The following is a 21,479-nucleotide window of genomic DNA, read 5'->3' on the forward strand; positions in this document are numbered from 1 at the left end:
CTGCAAAGAACGCGCAATTCTACCCAAATTCAGCTTAATTCCCAACCCGCAGGTACGGCATCCGGGGGAATTTCAACCGGGGGTGGCGGTTTTCAGGTATCGGTGCCGGTAGGTCTGCACCTCAGAATGCAGCAAGGTCTCGAAATACTCCGCCATGGGCAGCAGGGTGGCATGGTCCATATCCCGGAACATCCGGTGCACGACCGCGTTCGAGCCTTTCTGAACCGTATGGATCCCAAAGTCCGCCGCCTTGCGGGTGATGCGGCCGATATCCGCCTGGTCCACCGGCCTGGTATAAAACATATCGATCCCGGCGCCGATCAAATCTTCAATAGAATCAATAACATCCATTCGATACTGCTCAATGTTGGGATCACTGTGCACGCGACGCATATTGGCCACCACCCGTTGATACAGCGGCTCTTCCAGCTGAAAGCAGGCATAGGCTTTTCCCGCATCGTGGTCATCCACACAGATCAGGTAAGAGAAGTTTTTCGCAAGCCGTTCCAGATCCCGTATTTTCCGGTTTTTCAATAGCTTGCGAATCACCAGGTGAATGCCTTTCTGAACCGCGTGAATCCCGGCATCGGTGGCTTTTTTGAGGCTGGGGGAGATCTGGGCCAGCTCGGCAGGTCGCTCATAATAGGCGTAAAAACCCGCGTCGGTGATCGCGATCAGTGTGTCCGCGGCCAGGTCGCAGAGTTGACTGGCGTCGCCGCCGGCCTGGATGCGGTTGATGGTGGCCACCACCTGTTGATACAGCGCGTCGTCGACGGGGTAGCCGAAATAGCGAATGGGCTTTCGCGGGGTGTCCTTGGTTTTCATTTGTGTATCCGTTCGTTATATTGCGTCAGGGAACCAGCACAGTGGCAGCATGATACTACGGACCCGCGAGGTGTGTAATTTGCTGCGAAAACCCGGTCGTTGGGTCCTGCGGTCAGCAGCGAAATGCTGCTCAACTCTACCACCAACCAGATTCATTCATGACTGAACTTACTCACCTGGATGCCCAGGGGCACGCCAACATGGTGGACGTCACCACCAAGGACATCACGCAACGGGAAGCGCGGGCGGAAGCCTGGGTGCGAATGTTGCCGGAAACCCTCCAGCTGATCACTGAGGGGAAACACAAGAAAGGGGATGTGTTCGCCGTTGCCCGCATTGCCGGCATCCAGGCAGCCAAGAAAACCAGTGAGCTGATTCCATTGTGTCATCCACTCATGCTCACCAGCGTCAAGGTTGAGCTGAAAGCCGTACCGGAGCGCAATGGGGTGCACATCACTGCCCTGTGCAAACTGGCAGGACAAACCGGTGTCGAAATGGAAGCACTCACCGCCGCATCGGTGGCGGCCTTGACGCTCTACGACATGTGCAAGGCAGTGGATAAAGGCATGACCATCGAGCAGGTTCGCCTGCTGGAAAAGGTGGGCGGCAAGAGCGGTCACTGGGTCGTGCCGGCGGAGCAGGGTCTTACACAGGCAAGTGCCACTCAGCAGGAACCCAAATGATCAAAGTGTTGTTTTTTGCCCGGGTGCGGGATCAGGTCGGCTGTAATGAACTTGAAGTAGAGTTACCGGACACTGTGTCCAATGTCGGAGCGTTCACGGATCTGCTCAAAAGTCGCAATCAGGCCTGTCGCGACGCTCTATCAAACCCAAACATATTGGTGGCGGTCAATCAGGAGATGGCGAGTAGCCAGACGACTGTGGAAGATGGCGATGAGATCGCGTATTTCCCGCCTGTAACAGGAGGCTGAGGTATCCATGGATTCGGATCAATCAGAACAAGAACGGATACACATACGCGTCGAGCCGCAGGATTTTGAGCTGGGCGTGGAATATGAACGATTGCGGGAGCGATCCCATACCAGCGGAGCCATCGTGGTTTTCACCGGTTTGGTGCGCGATTTTAATGCCTGCGGCGCGCTTGATGGCATTGTCTTGGAGCATTACCCGGCCATGACCCACAAGAGTCTCAAGGGTATCGCCAAGCGCGCCATGACCCTGTGGAATCTGGAGGGGGTAACCATCGTCCATCGCGTGGGTGAGCTGCACAATCACGATCAGATCGTGCTGGTCGGCGTTTCGGCCACCCATCGGGCAGCCGCCTTCGATGGCGCCCGCTACATCATGGACTACCTGAAAACCGAAGCGCCATTCTGGAAGAAAGAAGTCACCTCCAGTGGGGCTTCGGAATGGGTCGAAGCCAAGGAGTCGGATCAGCGGGCGCGGGAACGCTGGTAGCCCTTACGGGGCTTGGATCTGGGCTTGCTGGGCGTGGTTTTCCGGGAAACCGCCAGTAAGGCGTCCGGAACCGTCTCGATTCGGCTCTCACCGGGTTGCAGTGTGTCCAGCGACCAGGGGCCCACTGCCCAGCGCACCAGTCGCAGGGTAGGGTAGCCCACCGCCGCCGTCATCCGGCGCACCTGCCGATTGCGGCCCTCAGTGATGATCAGCTCCACCCAGGATGTGGGTATGTTGGCCCGATAGCGAATCGGCGGAACCCGTTCCCAGAGCAGAGCGGGTTCGTCAATCCTCGTGGCCCGGGCCGGCAGCGTCTTGCCATCTTTGAGCGCTACCCCGTGGCGCAATTCGGCCAGCGCCGTTTCGGTGATCTCGCCTTCCACCTGAGCCCAATACGTCTTGGGCAGTTTGTGTTTGGGATCGGTGAGGCGGTGTTGCAGCGGGCCATTTCCGGTCAGTAGCAACAGGCCTTCGGAGTCGTAATCCAGCCTTCCGGCCGGGTATACATTTTGGTGGTTTATGTGGCTCGCCAGAGTGGGTTTGCCCTCGTGCTCAGAGAACTGACTGAGCACCTGGAAGGGTTTGTTGAGCAGGATCACCTGGTTAGAAGGCAGCGCTGACGTAGACATTATGTGGTTGATTAATAGCCGATTATCACGAAAATCATGAGGCGAAGAGAGACAGTTTTTTGTATACTTCGCGCACCTAAACCGTAATTGTATGTAAATAGGGAGTAAAAAACGACATGGGGTACCAAAAGATCAAGGTCCCAGTAGATGGTGACAAAATCACCGTCAATGCTGACCTGTCCCTGAATGTCCCGAACCATCCCATCATTCCTTATATTGAAGGTGACGGGATCGGTGTGGATATCACGCCGGTGATGCTCAAGGTGACCGATGCAGCCGTAGAAAAAGCTTACGGCGACAAGCGATCCATCTCCTGGATGGAGGTGTACTGCGGAGAGAAGTCAACCAAGGTCTATGGGCCGGATGACTGGATGCCGGAAGAAACCTTTGAAGCATTGCGCGAGTACATTGTGGGCATCAAAGGCCCATTGACCACTCCAGTAGGGGGTGGCATTCGATCCCTCAACGTGGCTCTGCGTCAGGAACTCGACCTGTACGTCTGCCAGCGCCCCGTGCGCTGGTTCCGTGGTGTGCCCAGCCCGGTACACACGCCGGAAAAAACCAACATGGTGATTTTCCGCGAAAACTCTGAAGACATTTATGCCGGTATCGAGTGGAAGGCCGACAGTGATGAGGCCAAGAAGGTCATCCGCTTCCTACAGGAAGAAATGGGTGTCACCAAAATCCGCTTCCCAGAAGGTTGCGGTATTGGCATCAAGCCCGTGTCCAAAGAAGGCACCCAGCGCCTGGTGCGTAAAGCGATCCAGTATGCAATCGACAATGATCAGCCCTCTGTAACGCTGGTGCACAAGGGCAACATCATGAAATACACCGAAGGTGCGTTCAAAGACTGGGGATACGAATTGGCGGTGGAACGCTTCGGAGCAGAGCCTCTGGATGGCGGCCCGTGGCATGTCTTCAAAAACCCGAAAACCGGCAAAGACATCATCATCAAGGATGTGATTGCTGACGCCTTCCTGCAGCAGATTCTGATGCGTCCTGACGAGTATTCCGTGATCGCCACTCTGAACCTCAATGGCGACTACATTTCGGACGCGCTGGCGGCGGAAGTAGGGGGTATCGGAATTGCCCCGGGTGCCAACATCGGCGGCAGTGTTGCCGTGTTTGAGGCCACCCATGGTACGGCGCCCAAGTACGCTGGCCAGGACAAAGTAAACCCGGGCTCGCTCGTGTTGTCGGCTGAAATGATGCTGCGGCACATGGGATGGGTAGAGGCGGCTGACCTGGTCATCAAAGGGATGCAGGGCGCCATCGAGGCCAAAACCGTAACCTACGATTTTGAGCGCCTGATGCCGGATGCCACGTTGTTGCGTTGTTCCGAGTTTGGGGATGCCATCATCAAGCACATGGAAGACTGAGGTTTGCGATAACCTCGCAAAGTAAAAAAGGCTGTTTTATACAGCCTTTTTTCTTGCTCATGTCCGCACTAATGCTGACGCTTCAGATGCGTAGCCGCGCTTGACCACCGCCTTTGGCGCTGGTTTACTGGCTAATGTGAAGCAGCCAGGCGCCGCGCCGGAATCGGTAATCAGGCTGTCAGGGTCACGAAACTTATTCGCGTTTAAAGGGTCTACTACAACAAGACACCCCGCGAGGGGTGTCTGTTGGGTGGATTCTTTAAACGGCTTCCGCGTGGATTGTGTGGTGCAGATCCGGTGCACCAACAGAATCGTCGGCGTGAGTTTCCTGCTTGGAGGTGCTCTCTTGATCTACACCGATAACGTTGATGTTAACGGCGTGAAGACCTTTCGGCGCTTCCCTTTCATCGTAGGTAACTTGCTGTCCCGCTTTCAGGCTTCGGTAGCCGTCCATGCAGATATAGGAGTAGTGAACAAACAAGTCCTCGCCACCTGTGTCTGGACGGATGAAGCCATAACCCTTGGCGTTATTGAACCATTTCACTTTCCCGGTTGCCATAACTCAAGTCCTTCTGTTGGGACTACCTCAGTGTCGGTAGCCTTAAGTCAATTGTTATTATTGTTTACTGTCAAAGTACAAAAAATAAGAAATGTACTTCGCAGACGTGATTTGTGTTAACTTTTGTTAAGCACAGATCCCAATCATCATGATTGTGAAGTATTAGTCAAGTGTTTTTGCTGTTGAACTGACCAACGTTGCCCCAATATCGGTTGGTTATGAGGACTAAATATGTTAACCCCTTATTTTATGATTTCTGGTTATGAGTAAAGCCGAAGATCTTCTACTAACATTGAATAATATGAGCGGGATGGGAGACGAACCATCCACCCCCGATACGGACTACGAGGACGGGGTTGCGGTAGAGGAATCGAAGCCGGATTTGGCGCCTCCGCCCATGTACCAGATTGTGATGCTGGATGATGATTTTACGCCCATGGAGTTTGTGGTGGACGTGTTGCAGATGTTCTTTGGCATGAATCGTGAAAAGGCCACTCAGATAATGTTAACGGTTCATACCCAAGGCAAAGCCAGTTGTGGCACGTTCACTAAGGATGTAGCTGAAACGAAGGTGGCGCAGGTGATTAAGTTTGCAAGGGAAAACCAACACCCCTTGATGTGTGAAGTGGAAAGGTTTCACTAGAAAAATTGTCCACGGTGCATTGTCTATATTCTTGAGGATGAAGGTGTAAAGAGATGTTAAGCAAAGATCTGGAAGTCACTTTAAATCTGGCATTCAGAGACGCTCGTACCAAGCGTCATGAGTACATGACTGTGGAGCACCTCCTGCTGGCGCTGCTCGATAATGAAGCAGCCTCGACAGTCCTGAAAGCCTGTGGTACCAACCTGGACGAATTGCGTTCGGATTTGGCCAATTTTGTGGATGAGACGACCCCGTTGATTCCTTCCAGCGATAATGATCGCGAAACCCAGCCTACTCTAGGTTTCCAGCGCGTTCTTCAGCGAGCCGTTTTTCACGTCCAGTCCTCTGGCAAGAAAGAGGTAACCGGCGCCAATGTGCTGGTGGCGATTTTCAGTGAGCAGGAAAGCCAGGCGGTTTACTTCCTGAAGAAACAGAGCGTGGCCCGCATTGACGTGGTGAATTACATCGCCCATGGCATCTCCAAGGTGTCCGATGAGACCCACAATCTCGAGGATCATAGCCACGAGGTCCATGAAGAGGATCAGGTCTCGGAAGGCGCCGGTAAATCGCCTTTGGAAGCCTATGCCACCAACCTCAACGAGCAGGCTCTGGCTGGCCGCATCGACCCGCTGGTGGGTCGGGACGAAGAGGTGGAGCGCACTGTTCAGATACTCTGTCGCCGGCGCAAGAATAATCCGTTGTTGGTGGGTGAGCCCGGTGTAGGGAAAACCGCCATCGCTGAGGGGCTGGCCAAGCGTATTGTCGATAAGGAAGTGCCTGAGGCCATTGATGACAGCGTTGTCTATTCACTGGACCTGGGTGCTCTGTTGGCGGGCACCAAATACCGCGGTGACTTTGAGAAGCGCTTCAAAGCGCTGCTGGGCGAACTGCAGAAAAAGTCCCATGCAATTCTTTTCATTGACGAGATTCACACGATCATCGGCGCTGGCGCAGCGTCCGGCGGGGTGATGGATGCGTCCAATCTGTTGAAGCCGATGCTGGCCTCTGGTGAGATCAAGTGCATTGGTTCCACCACCTTCCAGGAATACCGTGGCATCTTCGAGAAAGACCGTGCCCTGGCCCGTCGATTCCAGAAGATTGACGTGGTGGAGCCGAGCGTGGAGGACACCTACGAGATCCTGAAGGGGCTCAAGTCGCGCTTTGAAGAGCACCATGACATCAAGTATTCCAACAAAGCTTTGAAGGCTGCCTGTGAGCTGTCAGCGCGCTACATCAACGATCGTCATCTGCCGGACAAGGCGATCGACGTGATTGATGAAGTGGGAGCCTTCCAGCGCCTGCAGCCCCCGAGCAAGCGCAAGAAGATCATCTCTGTGAGCGATGTTGAGGCAATCGTGTCCAAAATCGCCCGCATTCCACCGAAAACCGTGTCTGCCAACGACAAAGAGCTGTTGGCGAACCTGGAGCGGGATCTGAAAATGGTGGTGTTTGGTCAGGATCTGGCCATCGATGCACTGTCCAGTTCCATCAAGCTGGCCCGTGCCGGTTTGAGCCACCCGGATCGACCCATCGGCTCGTTCCTGTTTGCTGGCCCGACCGGGGTGGGTAAAACCGAAGTCACCAAACAGTTGGCGAAAGTCATGGGCATGGAGTTAATTCGCTTTGATATGTCTGAATACATGGAACGCCACACTGTGTCGCGGTTGATCGGTGCGCCTCCCGGTTACGTGGGATTTGATCAAGGTGGCCTGCTCACGGAAGCGGTCACCAAGTCGCCCCATGCGGTTTTGCTGCTGGATGAGATCGAGAAGGCCCACCCTGAAGTCTTCAACCTGCTGCTGCAGGTGATGGATCACGGTACCCTGACCGATAACAACGGTCGCAAGGCGGACTTCCGCAACGTCATTCTGGTGATGACCACCAATGCCGGTGCCGAACAGGTGAGCCGCTCTTCCATCGGTTTCACGCAGCAGGATCACAGTACCGACGGAATGGAGGCGATCAAGCGTATGTTCACTCCGGAATTCCGCAACCGCCTGGATGCCGTGATTCAGTTCCAGAACCTGGACATGGGCATCATCAAAGGCGTGGTGGACAAGTTCCTCACCGAGCTGCAGGCCCAACTGGACGACAAGCGGGTGATGCTGGATGTGGACGACAGCGCCCGTACCTGGTTGGCGGAGAAAGGCTACGACAAGGATATGGGAGCACGCCCCATGAACCGACTGATCCAGGAGAAGCTGAAACGCCCCCTGGCGGAGAAGATCCTGTTCGGGGAGTTGTCAGAGAACGGCGGTACGGTGCACATTTCCGAAGAAAATGGAGATCTCATCTTCGAGACCGAGCCAGCCTAAGAACTCTGAGACCCTTTCAAGATCGGTATAAACAACGAAAACGAGCCCATTCGGGCTCGTTTTCGTTTGTAACGCCAGTGGCCTGGATTAGCGAACGCGGTACGTAATGCGGCCTTTCGACAGGTCGTAGGGGGTCATCTCAACTTTTACCCGGTCGCCGGTGAGAATGCGGATATAGTTCTTACGCATTTTTCCGGAGATGTGCGCGGTTACAACGTGACCATTGTCCAGTTCGACGCGGAACATGGTATTGGGAAGGGTTTCGGTGATGGTACCTTCCATTTCAATGGAATCTTCTTTCGACATCCAGTGATTTCCTCTCGGCGCATTGATAATGCAAATGATGTTGGGCAGTCACTCTGCCAGCGAGGCGTGAATTTTGCCGTAAAAGCAGGGATTTATCAAAGCTAAAGTGGCTTTATTGTGCTGAAAAAGCGGGGTAGGGGAGCCAAACTTGCCAGAAAGAGCTTAAGGACGTTGATTTAATTTACTGATTTTGCGAAGAATTCACTAAAGTGAGACAGAGACCCAATGATTGTTTACATACATCTCCAGTGGGCGATACTCGGTTTTATACTTCATTTTCTGGCAGTCTTTGATCCAGTAACCCAGGTACAGAGCCGGTAATTCCAGCTTTTTGCACTCTTCAATCTGCCATAAGACCGCCATGACCCCCAGACTGCGTTTGGCGCTGTCCGGGCAGTAGTAGGTGTATACCGCGGACAGGCCGTTCTCCATGATGTCGCTGACTGCGACGGCCAACAGCTCACCCTGCGGGTCTCTGAACTCGTAAAAGCAGGTTTTCCCCCAGTCACTCAGCAGGAACGATTCATATTGTTCAGGCGTAGGGGGGTACATGTCCCCGTCTTTGTGTTTGGCTTCAATGTATTTGGCGTAAAGCTCATAGTGCTCATCGCGGAATTCCGCCGGCACCTGGGTGATGGTGAGATCGGCGTTGCGATTCCAGATGCGACGATGCTTGCGTGACAGGCGATATCGGTCCACGGGGATGCGCACGGGAATGCAGGCGGAGCACTGGCGACAGTGGGGGCGATAGAGGTAATTGCCGCTGCGGCGGAAGCCCACTTCGGAGAGCTCGCTGTAAAGGTTGTGATCGAGGTTGGCTTTGGGGTCGGCGAACAGGGTGATGGCGTCATTGCGCGGCAGGTAGCTGCATTGATGCAGGGGGGTGACGAAGAATTTTACCGCAGCAAGATCTGTCATAAACCTAATCGTAAAAGCCTTATTTATCTTAAGGTTAAGGGGCTGAAGCCCGGCTCATCGCGCTCATTACAGTATTAAACGAATTGTGGGATGTTTCCAGTGTCAGGTTTCACAATATTTCCAGTCAAGCGACCAGGGGCGAGGTTCCATTCGGGCCAGTTCAGTCACCGCCGGAACGTGGTTGTGGAGCAGTTCTTTGAAGGTGGCACGGTCGATGTTGGTGGAGCCAAGGCTCACCAGGTGAGGGTTTTCCACCTGACAGTCTATCAGTTCAAAACCCCATGCTTTCAATTGTCCAACCAGATGCACGAAAGCCACTTTCGAGGCATCGGTGGCACGACTGAACATGGACTCCCCGAAATACATCCTGCCGAGGGCAATGCCATAAAGCCCGCCTACCAGGTGGTTGCCCTGCCAGGCCTCCACTGAGTGAGCAAAGCCCAGCTCGTGCAGCCGGGTATAGGCAGCCATCATGTCCTTGGTGATCCAGGTGCCATCGCTGTAATGGCGGGGTTCCGAGCAGGCCCGAATCACCTGGGCGAAGGCGGTGTCCATGGTGACGTGATAGGTACCCTTGCGGAGGGTTTTACGCAGGCTGCGGGAAACGTGCAGTTGATCAGGAAACAGCACCGCCCGGGGTGAAGGAGACCACCACAGGATGGGTTGATCCTTGTCAAACCAGGGGAATATGCCTTTGCTGTAGGCATCAATCAAGCGCTTCGGTGACAGGTCTCCCCCCGCCGCCAGCAGGCCGTTGGGATCATCAAGTGCGTGTTCGATAGGGGGGAAGTCCTGGGTATGAAAACCCAGGACCGGGATCTTGATCATGAAGCGCAGTAAGTTAACTGTTTTCGTCCAGGAACTTTTCGGCATCCAGCGCGGCCATGCAACCAAAGCCGGCCGAGGTGATGGCCTGACGATACACGTGGTCGGTGACATCGCCGGCGGCAAACACCCCTTCCACGTTGGTGGCAGTGGCGTTGCCGTTAATGCCGCTCTGGATTTTCAGGTAGCCATTTTCCATTTCCAGTTGACCTTCGAAAATGCCGGTATTGGGGGTGTGGCCGATGGCGATGAAAACGCCCTGCAGGTCAATCTCCTTAGTGGCGCCGGTCTCGACGTGCTTGATGCGCATGCCGGTGACGCCCATATCATCACCCAGCACCTCATCCAGCACATAGTTCAGTTCCAGGGTGACGTTGCCGTTCTCAGCCCGATCCAGCAAGCGATCCCGCAGAATTTTCTCGGAGCGGAAAGTGTCCCGACGGTGAACCACCACTACTTCCTTGGCGATGTTGGCCAGATAGAGGGCCTCTTCCACCGCGGTATTGCCTCCGCCGATCACCGCGACCCGTTGATTGCGGTAGAAGAACCCGTCGCAGGTGGCGCAGGCGCTGACGCCCTTGCCCTTGAAGGCTTCTTCGGAGTCCAGCCCCAGATAGCGCGCACTGGCACCGGTGGCGATGATCAGCGCATCACAGGTGTAGGTGGCGCTGTCCCCATAAAGGGTAAAAGGGCGTTTGCTCAAATCGGTCTTGTTGATATGGTCGAACAGGATCTCGGTTTCGAAACGCTCCGCGTGTTGCTTCATTCGCTCCATCAGCTCTGGGCCCTGTACGCCGTTCTGGTCCCCTGGCCAGTTATCCACTTCTGTCGTGGTCGTCAGTTGGCCGCCGGGTTGGATGCCCGTTACGATGACGGGGTTGAGATTGGCGCGGGCGGCATAGACCGCGGCAGTGTAGCCGGCGGGGCCAGAACCCAGAATCAATAGACGACAGTGTTTGGTTTCGCTCATTACTTCAATGTCCGGTTGTATGGCACGGGAGTTGCCATGGTGAAATGGTGGATTAGATCAATTGCACACTTATACTTAATTTACCATGGTACAGGCAAATAGTTCCTCTGTATCAGCCTGATAGGAATCGACACCAATTGCATATGAGGACAAGGGGTAGCGCATGAACAAGATGTTGAAGGTGGGTGTTCTCAAGGAGATCAAACCCATGGAGGCCCGGATCGCGCTGGTACCCCATGCGGTGGCTGAGTTGGTGGCGATGGGCTGTGAAGTCTGGGTGCAGAGCAGTGCCGGTGAGCTGAGTGGGTTCAGTGATGAGGCGTATCTGAAGGCGGGGGCCAGGCTGGCCACAGGCGCGGAGGAACTGTTTGCCAAAGCGCAGCTGATTGTGAAAGTGAAGGAGCCGGTGCAGGGGGATCTGGATCTGTTGCAGGATCACCATCTGTTGTTCTGTTACCTACATTTGGCACCAAATCCGACACTCACAGCTGCCTTGTGCGATATCGGTTTGACCGCGGTGGCCTTCGAAACCGTGCAGGAAGGCAAGCGCCTACCATTGTTGGCGCCCATGAGTGAAATTGCCGGTCGGGTGTCCGTGCAGGCGGGCATCCACTACCTCCATAGATCCATGGGCGGCAAAGGCATCCTGCTGGGTGGGGTGCCTGGCGCGGAACCGGGCAAGGTGGTGGTCATCGGCGCCGGCGTGGCCGGGCAGAATGCGGCGATGGCCGCGGCGGCCAGCGGTGCCCAGGTGGTGGCGTTTGATCGCTCGGCGGACGCATTGCGCAGTATTGAGGCTCTGGCTCCCAACATTACTGGTGTGTACTCCTATCAGGGCGCGATCGCCAAAGCCATGGAGGACGCTGATCTGGTGGTGGGGGCCGTGCTGATTCCGGGCGCCAGGGCTCCCAAAGTGGTGAGCCGAGAGATGGTCGCTGCGATGCCTGATGGCGGAGTGATTGTGGATATTTCCATTGATCAGGGAGGTTGCATCGAAACCATGCGGGCCACGGATTACCGCAACCCGGTATTCACCGAGGAGGGTGTGATTCACATGGGGGTCACCAATATGCCCGGCGCGGTACCCCGAACGGCCTCCGAGGCACTTTCTGGTGCTATTTTGAGCTATGTCCAGCGACTGGCTGCGGGCCAGCTCCGCGAATATGGTCCATTAAGTGACGGAATCAACGTTTCCAACGGTAAGATTGTGCTGCCGGCTCTGTTAGAATGAGCGGACGTTACGGCCGTAGTCTGCAGTTGTACTAATCTCTTAAGGCAGTTTTTGCAAAGTTTGTGCAACTGGCTGATTTGCCGCTAAAATAAAGTTCGTCTCATTTCCGTTGACAGGGTGGCCTTTGAAAAAAGATCAAGCCCAGAGGCAGGTGGAACCTGCTCCCTGGATCGTGTTGCTGGTGCGTGGTGTCCGCGAGGGGGCCATGATCCTGCTGTTCTTCCTGTCGCTGTATCTTATGGTTGCGCTGGCGTCCTTCGATGTCCACGATCCGGGCTGGAGCAGCCTGGGCAGCGGTCGCAGTATCCATAACCTCGGTGGCCGCGCAGGGGCCTGGTGTGCCGATGTGTTGATGTCTCTGTTCGGGTACCTGTCTTACCTGTTTCCTCTGTTGGTAGCTTACCGGGCCTGGTTGGTGTTCCGCGATGTAGACAAGCACTGGAGCTGGCTCATGGCGGGGCTGCGTTTTCTGGGTTTTGCCATGACCATGGTGGCGGCCACCGGCCTGGCCTATATCCACTTCGACGTGACCCCTGGCTCGTTGCCCGAGATCGACTCCGCCGGCCGCAATTCCGCCGGCGGTATTCTGGGAATCGAGGTGGGCAGCGCGGCGCTTCATGGGTTGAGCACATTAGGCTCCACCCTGGTGCTGTTGGCGGTGTTTCTGATCGGTCTCACCATGTTTGCGGATGTGTCCTGGATCAAGGTCATTGACGGCACCGGGAAGCTGGCGATCGGTTTCTATGAATGGTTGGGGGCTTTGGGCGCGCGCTGGGCAGAACGCCGTGCCGCCCGCGAGGAATTGAACCTGAAGAAGGCAGAGGAGAAGGCTGTCAAGAAGGCCGTCAAACAGCGTCAGGATGCCCTGAAGAAAGAGCAGGCCAAACAGGAAACCCGCAAGCCGCCAGTGATTGAGTTACCCAAACCCAAGAAAGAGCCCAGTGTGCGGGTGGAAAAAGAGCGGCAGAAGAGTTTGTTCGACAGCCCTGTCACCGGGGATCTGCCGCCATTTGGGCTGTTGGATGCGGCCGATAAGCACAGCAAGAGAGGGTTTTCCGCAGAGACTCTGGAGAGCATGTCCCGCCTGCTGGAGATCAAACTGCGGGATTTCAACGTGGAAGCGGAAGTGGAAAACGTGATGCCCGGCCCCGTGGTCACCCGGTTTGAGATTCAGCCGGCGCCCGGGGTCAAGGTCAGCCGCATCACCAATCTGGCGAAGGACCTGGCCCGGTCACTGGCGGTGATCAGTGTGCGGGTGGTTGAGGTCATTCCCGGTAAAACGGTGGTGGGGATCGAGATTCCCAATGAAGACCGGGAAATGATTCGGCTGGGTGAGGTGGTGTCTTCCCAGGAATACGAGCGCGTCCAGTCACCGCTCGCCCTGGCGTTGGGCAAGGATATTTCCGGAGAGCCCGTGGTGGCGGATCTGCAAAAAATGCCGCACCTGCTGGTGGCGGGAACCACCGGCTCCGGTAAATCGGTGGGCTTGAACGCCATGCTGCTGAGTATGTTGTTCAAGGCCACGCCGGAAGAGCTCAGGCTTATCATGATCGACCCCAAAATGCTGGAGCTGTCGGTCTATGACAATATTCCCCACCTGTTGACGCCCGTGGTCACGGACATGAAAGAGGCGTCCAACGCCTTGCGTTGGTGCGTGGCTGAAATGGAGCGCCGCTATCGCCTGATGGCCGCCATGGGGGTGCGGAATCTGGCTGGTTTTAATAAGAAAGTGAAGGATGCCATCAAGGCCGGTGAACCGATTGCGGACCCGTTGTTCAAACCGGAACTGGACAGCCAGGAGCCGGAAGATCTGGAACCCTTACCGTTTATTGTGGTGGTGGTGGATGAATTTGCCGACATGATGATGATTGTGGGCAAAAAGGTGGAAGAACAGATTGCACGGATCGCCCAGAAAGCCCGGGCTGCCGGTATTCACCTCATTCTGGCTACCCAGCGTCCATCGGTGGATGTCATTACCGGCCTGATCAAGGCCAACGTACCCACCCGCATGGCGTTCCAGGTGTCCTCCAAAGTGGATTCACGTACCATTCTGGACCAGGGTGGTGCGGAGCAGCTGCTGGGTCATGGTGATATGTTGTACCTGCCACCGGGCACCGGGTTGCCGATCCGGGTTCATGGCGCGTTCGTGGCGGACGAAGAGGTGCATCGTGTATGCGATGACTGGCGACGCCGGGGGGAGCCGGATTACCTGGAAGAAATTCTGGAGGGCACCCACGAAGCGGGGCCGGCCCCAGGTGATGAAGATGGCGGCGGGGATGGTGACTCCGAATCCGATCCGCTCTATGATCAGGCGGTGGCGTTTGTCACCGAATCCCGGCGGGCGTCCATCTCCTCGGTACAGCGCAAATTGAAGATCGGCTACAACCGGGCGGCCCGCATGATTGAAGCCATGGAAGAAGCCGGAGTGGTTACCGAAATGGGCAGCAATGGTCAGCGGGAAGTCATCGCGCCGCCTCCACGTTAGTCTTATCATTCATCCACGGTTCAGCTCCCGGTGTTACACTGGGCAGCGGTGGTTGCCATATTGGTTTATACGGAAGCATTCTATGTTGAAATACATTCTGGCCTGCTGGATGACCTGCATGAGCCTGCCGGGTTTTGCCGGTGAAGTGGAGCCGGCAAAGGCACCACAAAAGCTGACTGAGTTTCTGAACGGTATCCAATCCATGGAAGCCACGTTTGAGCAATGGGTAATGGATGCCAAGCAAAATGCCCTTCAGCATGTGACCGGCACTATGTGGATTCAGCGCCCCGGCCAGTTCCGCTGGAACACCGATGATCCATACCCACAGCAGATTGTGTCCGATGGCGCAGAGCTTTGGATCTATGACGAGGACCTGGAGCAGGCCACCAAAAAAGTGCTGGATAAGCAGGTGGGCAACACCCCGGCGTTGTTGCTGAGTGGCGATCCGTCCCGTATTTCTGAAAATTTCACTGTCTCCGGCTATCTGTTTGATGAAACGGGGGAGTGGCGTTTCGATCTCAAACCCAAAGACAAGGACGCCATGTTCGCGCTGTTGCGGGTTCACTTCCTCAACAAGCACCTCCGCGATATGTACCTTGAGGATAGCCTGGGGCAAACCACCCGTATCGAGTTCAAACCCGTTACGGTCAATAAGCCGATTCCAGAGTCCAGGTTCAAGCTGGAGCTGGATGACAGCGTCGACGTGATTGAGGAAAGCTGAGCCGGTGGCCGGTTTGTTCGAAGAGGAAAAAACCTGGCAACCCCTGGCTGCGCGCATGCGCCCTACGACGCTGGACGACTACGTGGGTCAGCAGCATCTGTTTGGACCGCAGCAGCCTCTGCGGCGCTCCATCGAGGCGGGGCATGTTCATTCCATGATCCTGTGGGGACCGCCCGGGGTCGGCAAGACCACCCTGGCGATGATTCTGGCCAGCTATGTGGATGCCCAGTTTCTCTCAGTGTCCGCGGTGTTGAGCGGGGTCAAAGAGATCCGCGCCGCCATCGACCAGGCCAAGGAACAGCAGCGCTTCGGGCGCAAAACCATTCTGTTCGTGGATGAAGTGCACCGATTTAACAAATCCCAGCAGGATGCATTTCTGCCCTATATTGAAGACGGCACGGTGATCTTTATCGGCGCCACCACCGAAAACCCTTCTTTTGAGCTGAACAATGCGCTGCTCTCCAGGGCCCGTGTTTACGTTCTCAAAACCATCGCCGATGAAGACATTCAAACCCTGTTGCAACAGGCCTTGGGTGATAAGAGTCGGGGTTTGGGGGAAGAGGGCGTTGCCGTGTCCGAGGACGTGATTGCCCGCATGGCAGCCGCGGCAGACGGCGATGCCCGCCGGGCGTTGAATCTGTTGGAAATCTGCGTGGAGCTGGCCAAGTCCGAGGGCAAGGGCCAGGTGGACGATGGCATTGTTGGGCAGGCGCTGGGTACAGAACTCAGGCGCTTCGACAAAGGCGGTGAGGCCTTCTATGACCAGATCTCTGCGCTCCATAAGGCGGTGCGGGGGTCATCTCCCGATGGCGCACTGTATTGGTTTGCGCGCATGCTGGACGGGGGTTGTGACCCTTTGTACATCGCTCGGCGGGTGGTGCGCATGGCCAGTGAGGATATCGGCAATGCCGACCCCAGGGCCCTGCAGATCGCGCTCAACGCCTGGGATGTGCAAACCCGGCTTGGCAGCCCGGAAGGGGAGCTGGCCATTGCCCAGGCCGTTGCCTATATGGCGGCAGCCCCAAAAAGCAATGCTGTTTACGCCGCTTTCAATCAACTGCGGCGGCAAATAGCAGAACAGCCCAGCTACGAGGTCCCGCTGCATTTGCGGAACGCACCCACCAAGCTGATGAAGCAGCAGGGCTATGGTGAGGAATACCGCTACGCCCACGATTATCCAGAGGCCTATGCAGCCGGCGAGAACTATCTGCCGGAGGCCATCAGCCAGCAGCACTGGTATGAGCCGGTTCCCCGGGGTCTGGAGATCAAGATCGGCGAAAAGCTGAAATACCTGAAAACGCTGGATCAGGCCAGTGCGTGGCGCCGTTATGGGAGAAAACCCTGATATGCACTGGACTCAGTTTTTGTGGGTGGGCCTGGGTGGGGCTTTGGGTGCAAGTGGGCGCTTCTGGCTCTCCGCCTGGTTGAATGATCTGAATCGCACCCAGTTTCCCCTGGGCACCTTTGCGGTCAATGCCATTGGATCGTTTCTGTTCGGCGTTTTCTTCGTGGTGGTGTTATCCGGCACCAATCTCAAGGAGCCCCTGCGACTGTTGGTGTTGGTGGGTTTTTTGGGGGCATTCACCACGTTTTCCACCTTCTCTTTTGAAACCGTAAGGTTACTGCAGGAACAACAGGTCATGATGGCGGCTGTCAATGTGGTTGCGAATTGCCTGGTCTGTTTTGCCGGCGTCTGGCTGGGTTCGGTGCTGGCGAGAGCCCTGTTTTAAAAACCGCTAATTGGCGCAAAGGGGCGGCTTCCCGCAACGGTTTCGGGTACAATTCCGCTCATCCTATGAATTCCCCAGAACAAGAGAAAGATACACGTCATGCTAGACCCCAAATTGTTACGGAACGAGCTGGAAACCGTGGCGCAGGCACTGAAGACCCGTGGTTACGAATTGGATTCTGCCGCTTTCCAGGCCCTGGAAGACCGTCGCAAGGCACTGCAGGTGGAGACCGAGAACCTGCAGGCGGAACGCAAGCGCAAGTCCAAGGAGATCGGCATTGCCAAAAGCAAAGGGGAGGATGCTTCTGCCATTCTGGCGGAGGTGGAAACCTTCGGCGCTAAGCTGACGGAGTGTGAGCAGCAACTCAATGCGCTGCAGGGCGAATTGCGTGACCTGCAGATGGGCATCCCGAATTTACCCCATGCGTCGGTTCCCGCCGGTGAAGGCGAGGAAGACAATGTGGAGATCCGTAAATGGGGAGAGCCCGCCGAGTTCGGGTTTGAGCCCCTGGATCACGTGGATCTGGGCAGCAAAGTTGGTGGGATGGATTTCGAGACCGCCGCCAAGATCTCCGGCTCGCGCTTTTCCGTGATGTACGGACCGTTGGCGCGAATGCACCGGGCCCTGATTCAACTGATGCTGGATACCCACACTCAGCTACACGGCTACAAGGAAGTCTATGCACCCTATCTGGTGAACCCGGAATCGCTGCAAGGGACCGGTCAGTTGCCCAAGTTTGAAGAGGACCTGTACAAGCTGCGGGGCGATCGCGAACTCTACCTGATCCCCACGGCGGAAGTACCGGTGACCAACATCGTGCGGGATGAGATCCTGCAGGAAGCGGATTTACCCCTGCGCTTTACTGCTCATACGCCTTGTTTTCGCAGTGAGGCCGGTTCCGGCGGACGCGATGTGCGCGGCATGATCCGGCAGCATCAGTTCGAGAAAGTGGAAATGGTGCAACTGGTCAAACCGGAACAATCCTATCAGGCGCTGGAAGAGTTGACCGGTCATGCGGAAGCGATTCTGCAGAAGTTGGGATTGCCCTATCGGGTGGTCGTGCTGTGTACCGGCGACATGGGCTTCTCCGCCGCCAAGACATACGATATTGAAGTCTGGCTGCCAGGGCAGGGTAAGTACCGCGAAATCTCCTCCTGCAGTAACTTCGAGGATTTCCAGGCCCGCCGCATGCAGGCCCGTTATCGTCCCGAAGGCAGTAAGAAGCCGGAATTGCTGCACTCCCTGAACGGCTCGGGGCTTGCGGTGGGTCGCTGCCTGGTGGCGGTGATGGAGAACTATCAACAGGCAGACGGAAGCATCCGGGTGCCGGAAGCGTTGCAGCCCTACATGGGCGGCGTTGAAGTGATTCCCGCTGTGTGAGAAAACCGATGGACTATCTACCGCTTTTCTATCAATTAAAAGGCCAAACCTGCCTGGTGGTGGGCGGTGGTGAGATCGCCTCGCGCAAGGCCGCCATGTTGCGCCGGGCGGGTGCCCACGTGCGGGTGGTTGCCCCCGATATATCACCGGTGATGCAATCGCTGTTGGATGAAGATGCCGCCTCTGTGGCGCATGTTCGTCAGTATGACAGCCGAGATCTGGATGGCGCGCTGCTGGCCATCGCTGCCACCGATGATCAGGCGCTGAACGCCTGCGTCTCGCAGGATGCGAAAGCCCGCAACATTCCCGTGAATGTGGTGGACAACCCGGCCCTGTGCACCTTTATCCTGCCTTCAATCGTGGATCGCTCGCCCATAGTCATGGCCGTGTCCAGCGGGGGACAGTCACCGGTGCTGGCCCGTTTGATCCGCGCCAAGCTGGAGTCCACCATACCGGCTAGTTACGGTCGTCTGGCGCACATCGTTGGCCGCTTTCGTGACCAGGCCAAAGCCCGGTTCAGCGACGTTAATCAGCGTCGAGGGTTCTGGGAGGAGGTACTCACCGGCCCCATCGCCGAATTCGTATTTGCCGGCAAGGAGCAGGAAGCGGAACAGATGCTGGCGCGACAGTTGGCGGCGGCCAGTGCTGATCGCCCCGCTGTAGGTGAAGTGTATCTGGTAGGGGCAGGACCCGGAGATCCGGATTTGCTGACTTTCCGCGCCTTGCGCTTGATGCAACAGGCAGACGTGGTGTTGTATGACCGTTTGGTGAGCCCTGGGATACTGGACCTGGTGCGTCGCGACGCTGAGCGAATATACGTAGGCAAGGCTCGCAGCGAGCACGCGGTACCGCAGGACCAGATCAATGAGTATCTGGTGAAACTGGCGCAGGAAGGTAAACGGGTGTGTCGCCTGAAAGGCGGTGACCCTTTTATTTTCGGACGCGGCGGAGAAGAGATCGGTCGGCTGGCCGAGGCTGGAATCCAGTTTCAGGTCGTGCCAGGCATCACGGCAGCATCAGGCTGTGCCAGTTATGCCGGCATTCCTTTGACTCACCGGGATCATGCCCAGTCTGTGCGTTTTGTAACCGGACACCTCAAGGATGGCTCTCTGGACCTGGATTGGGAGACCCTGGCCAAAGAGCGCCAGACGCTGGTGTTTTATATGGGATTGGTGGGGCTGCCGACGATTTGTACGCAATTGATTGGCCACGGCCTGGCTCCTGACACGCCCATCGCTTTGATACAACAAGGGACCACCCGACACCAGAAGGTGCTCACGTCCACTCTGCAGAACATGCCAGAACAGGTTAAAAAACAAGAGGTTAAGGCGCCAACGTTGATTATCGTCGGCTCTGTGGTGACGCTCCACGATCAACTTTCCTGGTTTGATCCGGAAACCAGTCGATCCGGCTGAGCTCGAAGTCACTTTAAAATTGCCGGCTTAACTTTCCAAATAACTCCCTTCGGCTAATCTTAATACAGTATATGAGATTTCCATATGGTGGGAGCTTTGAGGATGAATTGGTTTAATCGGATCTCAATAAAATACAAGCTGCTTTTTATACCGTTGGTGGGTGTTTTAGGATTCGGTGCCAATTTGGCATACAACTTTTCAGTGAATACCGAGACCAGCGTAAGTCTGGAATCCGTGAGGGACCAGTACTACCCGATTCTGGAGAAGGCCAACAATATGATTGTGTTGTTGGACCGGACGACGGAAACCCTGAACTCCGCCGTCAGTGCCGGTGAATTGGATATCATCAACACCGCGGATGAAAATGCGGATAAGATGCGGGCACTCGAAGATGATATTTACAAGCTGGAGCCCAAGCGCAAAGCCGAGGTGGAACAGCTCAAAATTCAGTTCGATAAGTACTATTCAGCGGCCAGGGCCTTGTCGGAAGGGATGATCACCGGTGCTATTGACTTTTCCACACTCAATGACAAGGTTGAGGAAATGGGAAAACTGCAGTCGACCCTGAAAACCAACCTGCAGGATTTCCGAGACGAAAGTCATCAGTTGTTCACCTCCAATATCTCCGATTCCATCGAGAAAGCCCGTGAGGCGCTCACTGTGGGCGCGGTCATCGCGCTGATCATTACCATCCTCCTGATTGCTGTGGCCATGTACATCACCGCGTCCGTGACCTCGAATATCGCCCGGGTGGTGCGTTCGCTCAAGGACATCGCCAGTGGGGAAGGGGATCTTACCAAGCGCATCAAACAGTCTTCTGAAGACGAAATGGGCGAGTTGGTGTTCTGGTTCAATTCCTTTATTGAAAAGCTGCAGAGCATCATCAAGGAAGTGGTGGACAGCATTGGACCACTCACCAGCACCAGCCGCGAACTGGGGTCATTGGCGCATGAGAGCGAGAACGTCTCCAACGAACAACTGGAGTCCACCGTCAGTGTGAACCGGTCTATGAACGAGATGTTCGAAAGCCTGAACGAGAATGCGTCAAACACCGCCAATGCCGCGGAAGCCGCCTCCTATGCCAATGAACAGGCCAAGACCGGCCACGGCATCGTGAAAGACACCATCAAAACCATCAACGACCTGGCTCAGGAAGTGGCCAAGGCCGGTGAAACCATTCATCAACTGGAAGCGGACACCGCCAATGTGGGCGCGATTCTGGATGTGATTCAGGGTATCGCCTCGCAAACCAATCTGCTGGCGCTGAATGCGGCCATTGAAGCAGCCCGCGCCGGCGAGCACGGTCGTGGCTTCGCTGTGGTGGCGGACGAAGTGCGTACCCTGGCTTCCCGCACCCAGGAGTCCACAGAAGAAATCCACGGTGTGATCGACCAATTGCAGAAGACCGCGCGGGTGATTTCTGAAGTGATGGCAGCCGGACAATCGAAAGCAGAGCAGAGTGTTGCCCAGGCGGGCAGTGCCGGCAATTCGTTGGAGGCGATTACCACCCGCGTGGAGGAAATCAACGTGATGAACACTCAAATCGCATCCGCTTCCGAAGAGCAGCAGCAGACGTCCCAGTTCATCCAGCAGGCCATTGATGAAATCAGCAATTCCGCCAGGCTGGCAGCAGAAGGGTCCGCCAAGGTGGCGTCATCCACCGAGCAATTGCAGAGTGTGACGCAAAGGCTGGACACCGTGGCCCGTCAGTTCAGGGTGTAAAGCCGGGG

General features: G+C 56.0%; 21 protein-coding genes. 14 read left to right on the plus strand and 7 right to left on the minus strand.

The genetic code is table 11. The features are described from left to right. Positions 1 to 72: 72 nt before the first annotated feature. The gene (locus tag D9N14_RS11325) at positions 73 to 825 is read right to left on the minus strand and encodes a hypothetical protein (RefSeq protein ID WP_290579671.1); all 753 of its coding nucleotides are present in this window, start codon (positions 823 to 825) and stop codon (positions 73 to 75) included. Between the two features lie 158 nt (positions 826 to 983). Between D9N14_RS11325 and moaC the strand changes: the two genes are divergently transcribed. The 3 genes from moaC to D9N14_RS11340 are packed head-to-tail and all read left to right on the plus strand — an operon-like array spanning position 984 to position 2,243. Further along, the gene (moaC, locus tag D9N14_RS11330) at positions 984 to 1,508 is read left to right on the plus strand and encodes a cyclic pyranopterin monophosphate synthase MoaC (RefSeq protein WP_290579673.1); all 525 of its coding nucleotides are present in this window, start codon (positions 984 to 986) and stop codon (positions 1,506 to 1,508) included. Beyond that, on the plus strand, positions 1,505 to 1,756 hold the full coding sequence (gene moaD / locus D9N14_RS11335; RefSeq protein WP_290579675.1) for a molybdopterin converting factor subunit 1: 252 nt from the start codon (positions 1,505 to 1,507) through the stop codon (positions 1,754 to 1,756). The genes moaC and moaD overlap by 4 nt, the downstream gene beginning before the upstream one ends. 7 nt (positions 1,757 to 1,763) lie before the next feature. Then, positions 1,764 to 2,243: a molybdenum cofactor biosynthesis protein MoaE gene (locus D9N14_RS11340; RefSeq protein WP_290579677.1), complete on the plus strand. Its 480-nt coding sequence runs from the start codon at positions 1,764 to 1,766 to the stop codon at positions 2,241 to 2,243. Here D9N14_RS11340 and D9N14_RS11345 read toward each other — a convergent pair. Beyond that, a complete protein-coding gene (locus tag D9N14_RS11345) occupies positions 2,219 to 2,872 on the minus strand; it encodes a pseudouridine synthase (RefSeq protein WP_290579679.1) in 654 nt (217 codons plus the stop codon). The two genes, D9N14_RS11340 and D9N14_RS11345, sit on opposite strands and share 25 nt — an antisense overlap. 116 nt (positions 2,873 to 2,988) lie before the next feature. Here D9N14_RS11345 and icd point away from each other — a divergent pair, with 116 nt between their 5' ends. Next, positions 2,989 to 4,251 carry an NADP-dependent isocitrate dehydrogenase gene (gene icd, locus D9N14_RS11350; RefSeq protein ID WP_290579681.1) on the plus strand — a complete coding sequence of 421 codons (1,263 nt, stop codon included), beginning with the start codon at positions 2,989 to 2,991 and terminating at the stop codon, positions 4,249 to 4,251. A gap of 259 nt (positions 4,252 to 4,510) precedes the next feature. Here icd and D9N14_RS11355 read toward each other — a convergent pair whose 3' ends face one another. Next, positions 4,511 to 4,810, minus strand: a complete 300-nt coding sequence (locus tag D9N14_RS11355; RefSeq protein WP_290579683.1) for a cold-shock protein — start codon at positions 4,808 to 4,810, stop codon at positions 4,511 to 4,513. Positions 4,811 to 5,072: 262 nt separating this feature from the next. Here D9N14_RS11355 and clpS point away from each other — a divergent pair, with 262 nt between their 5' ends. Together clpS and clpA are read left to right on the plus strand one after the other, a co-directional pair. Continuing rightward, positions 5,073 to 5,453: an ATP-dependent Clp protease adapter ClpS gene (gene clpS, locus D9N14_RS11360; protein ID WP_411267933.1), complete on the plus strand. Its 381-nt coding sequence runs from the start codon at positions 5,073 to 5,075 to the stop codon at positions 5,451 to 5,453. A gap of 53 nt (positions 5,454 to 5,506) precedes the next feature. Beyond that, positions 5,507 to 7,768: an ATP-dependent Clp protease ATP-binding subunit ClpA gene (clpA, locus tag D9N14_RS11365; RefSeq protein ID WP_290579685.1), complete on the plus strand. Its 2,262-nt coding sequence runs from the start codon at positions 5,507 to 5,509 to the stop codon at positions 7,766 to 7,768. Positions 7,769 to 7,855: 87 nt separating this feature from the next. On the opposite strand, the gene infA is transcribed toward clpA, so the two are convergent. From infA to trxB, 4 genes are all read right to left on the minus strand, one after another. Then, a complete protein-coding gene (gene infA / locus D9N14_RS11370) occupies positions 7,856 to 8,074 on the minus strand; it encodes a translation initiation factor IF-1 (RefSeq protein WP_156868714.1) in 219 nt (72 codons plus the stop codon). A gap of 204 nt (positions 8,075 to 8,278) precedes the next feature. Continuing rightward, positions 8,279 to 8,992, minus strand: coding sequence for an arginyltransferase (locus D9N14_RS11375; protein ID WP_290579690.1), 714 nt, complete (start codon positions 8,990 to 8,992; stop codon positions 8,279 to 8,281). A 102-nt stretch (positions 8,993 to 9,094) separates the two neighbouring features. After that, positions 9,095 to 9,820 (minus strand): leucyl/phenylalanyl-tRNA--protein transferase, encoded by a 726-nt coding sequence (gene aat / locus D9N14_RS11380; protein ID WP_290579692.1) that lies wholly within the window; start codon positions 9,818 to 9,820, stop codon positions 9,095 to 9,097. Positions 9,821 to 9,833: 13 nt separating this feature from the next. Then, positions 9,834 to 10,787, minus strand: a complete 954-nt coding sequence (gene trxB, locus D9N14_RS11385) for a thioredoxin-disulfide reductase (protein ID WP_290579694.1) — start codon at positions 10,785 to 10,787, stop codon at positions 9,834 to 9,836. 163 nt (positions 10,788 to 10,950) lie between these two features. On the opposite strand from trxB, the gene D9N14_RS11390 reads away from it, so the two are divergent. The 8 genes from D9N14_RS11390 to D9N14_RS11425 all read left to right on the plus strand — a co-directional run bounded on the left by D9N14_RS11390 (position 10,951) and on the right by D9N14_RS11425 (position 21,471). Continuing rightward, positions 10,951 to 12,018: an alanine dehydrogenase gene (locus D9N14_RS11390; RefSeq protein ID WP_290579696.1), complete on the plus strand. Its 1,068-nt coding sequence runs from the start codon at positions 10,951 to 10,953 to the stop codon at positions 12,016 to 12,018. A gap of 124 nt (positions 12,019 to 12,142) precedes the next feature. Then, a complete protein-coding gene (locus D9N14_RS11395) occupies positions 12,143 to 14,503 on the plus strand; it encodes a DNA translocase FtsK (protein WP_290579698.1) in 2,361 nt (786 codons plus the stop codon). Positions 14,504 to 14,585: 82 nt separating this feature from the next. Beyond that, entirely contained in the window at positions 14,586 to 15,224 is a 639-nt protein-coding gene (gene lolA, locus D9N14_RS11400) for an outer membrane lipoprotein chaperone LolA (protein WP_290579700.1), read from the plus strand. 55 nt (positions 15,225 to 15,279) lie between these two features. After that, positions 15,280 to 16,569 (plus strand): replication-associated recombination protein A, encoded by a 1,290-nt coding sequence (locus D9N14_RS11405; RefSeq protein WP_317622617.1) that lies wholly within the window; start codon positions 15,280 to 15,282, stop codon positions 16,567 to 16,569. Between the two features lies 1 nt (position 16,570). Continuing rightward, the gene (crcB, locus tag D9N14_RS11410) at positions 16,571 to 16,954 is read left to right on the plus strand and encodes a fluoride efflux transporter CrcB (protein WP_290579704.1); all 384 of its coding nucleotides are present in this window, start codon (positions 16,571 to 16,573) and stop codon (positions 16,952 to 16,954) included. A 99-nt stretch (positions 16,955 to 17,053) separates the two neighbouring features. Then, the gene (gene serS, locus D9N14_RS11415) at positions 17,054 to 18,334 is read left to right on the plus strand and encodes a serine--tRNA ligase (protein WP_290579706.1); all 1,281 of its coding nucleotides are present in this window, start codon (positions 17,054 to 17,056) and stop codon (positions 18,332 to 18,334) included. A gap of 8 nt (positions 18,335 to 18,342) precedes the next feature. Next, positions 18,343 to 19,749 (plus strand): siroheme synthase CysG, encoded by a 1,407-nt coding sequence (gene cysG, locus D9N14_RS11420; RefSeq protein WP_290579708.1) that lies wholly within the window; start codon positions 18,343 to 18,345, stop codon positions 19,747 to 19,749. A 183-nt stretch (positions 19,750 to 19,932) separates the two neighbouring features. Then, entirely contained in the window at positions 19,933 to 21,471 is a 1,539-nt protein-coding gene (locus tag D9N14_RS11425) for a methyl-accepting chemotaxis protein (RefSeq protein ID WP_290579710.1), read from the plus strand. The last annotated feature ends 8 nt before the right edge of the window (positions 21,472 to 21,479 follow it).

It is taken from the genome of Ketobacter sp., from assembly GCF_003671495.1.
GTDB lineage: Bacteria > Pseudomonadota > Gammaproteobacteria > Pseudomonadales > Ketobacteraceae > Ketobacter.

Excerpts from the sequence above, each read along its gene's own strand:
- D9N14_RS11325 (WP_290579671.1), bottom strand. The coding sequence starts at position 825 with ATGAAAACCAAGGACACCCCGCGAAAGCCCATTCGCTATTTCGGCTAC.
- moaC (WP_290579673.1), top strand. The coding sequence starts at position 984 with ATGACTGAACTTACTCACCTGGATGCCCAGGGGCACGCCAACATGGTG.
- moaD (WP_290579675.1), top strand. The coding sequence starts at position 1,505 with ATGATCAAAGTGTTGTTTTTTGCCCGGGTGCGGGATCAGGTCGGCTGT.
- D9N14_RS11340 (WP_290579677.1), top strand. The coding sequence starts at position 1,764 with ATGGATTCGGATCAATCAGAACAAGAACGGATACACATACGCGTCGAG.
- D9N14_RS11345 (WP_290579679.1), bottom strand. The coding sequence starts at position 2,872 with ATGTCTACGTCAGCGCTGCCTTCTAACCAGGTGATCCTGCTCAACAAA.
- icd (WP_290579681.1), top strand. The coding sequence starts at position 2,989 with ATGGGGTACCAAAAGATCAAGGTCCCAGTAGATGGTGACAAAATCACC.
- D9N14_RS11355 (WP_290579683.1), bottom strand. The coding sequence starts at position 4,810 with ATGGCAACCGGGAAAGTGAAATGGTTCAATAACGCCAAGGGTTATGGC.
- clpS (WP_411267933.1), top strand. The coding sequence starts at position 5,073 with ATGAGTAAAGCCGAAGATCTTCTACTAACATTGAATAATATGAGCGGG.
- clpA (WP_290579685.1), top strand. The coding sequence starts at position 5,507 with ATGTTAAGCAAAGATCTGGAAGTCACTTTAAATCTGGCATTCAGAGAC.
- infA (WP_156868714.1), bottom strand. The coding sequence starts at position 8,074 with ATGTCGAAAGAAGATTCCATTGAAATGGAAGGTACCATCACCGAAACC.
- D9N14_RS11375 (WP_290579690.1), bottom strand. The coding sequence starts at position 8,992 with ATGACAGATCTTGCTGCGGTAAAATTCTTCGTCACCCCCCTGCATCAA.
- aat (WP_290579692.1), bottom strand. The coding sequence starts at position 9,820 with ATGATCAAGATCCCGGTCCTGGGTTTTCATACCCAGGACTTCCCCCCT.
- trxB (WP_290579694.1), bottom strand. The coding sequence starts at position 10,787 with ATGAGCGAAACCAAACACTGTCGTCTATTGATTCTGGGTTCTGGCCCC.
- D9N14_RS11390 (WP_290579696.1), top strand. The coding sequence starts at position 10,951 with ATGAACAAGATGTTGAAGGTGGGTGTTCTCAAGGAGATCAAACCCATG.
- lolA (WP_290579700.1), top strand. The coding sequence starts at position 14,586 with ATGTTGAAATACATTCTGGCCTGCTGGATGACCTGCATGAGCCTGCCG.
- D9N14_RS11405 (WP_317622617.1), top strand. The coding sequence starts at position 15,280 with ATGCGCCCTACGACGCTGGACGACTACGTGGGTCAGCAGCATCTGTTT.
- crcB (WP_290579704.1), top strand. The coding sequence starts at position 16,571 with ATGCACTGGACTCAGTTTTTGTGGGTGGGCCTGGGTGGGGCTTTGGGT.
- serS (WP_290579706.1), top strand. The coding sequence starts at position 17,054 with ATGCTAGACCCCAAATTGTTACGGAACGAGCTGGAAACCGTGGCGCAG.
- cysG (WP_290579708.1), top strand. The coding sequence starts at position 18,343 with ATGGACTATCTACCGCTTTTCTATCAATTAAAAGGCCAAACCTGCCTG.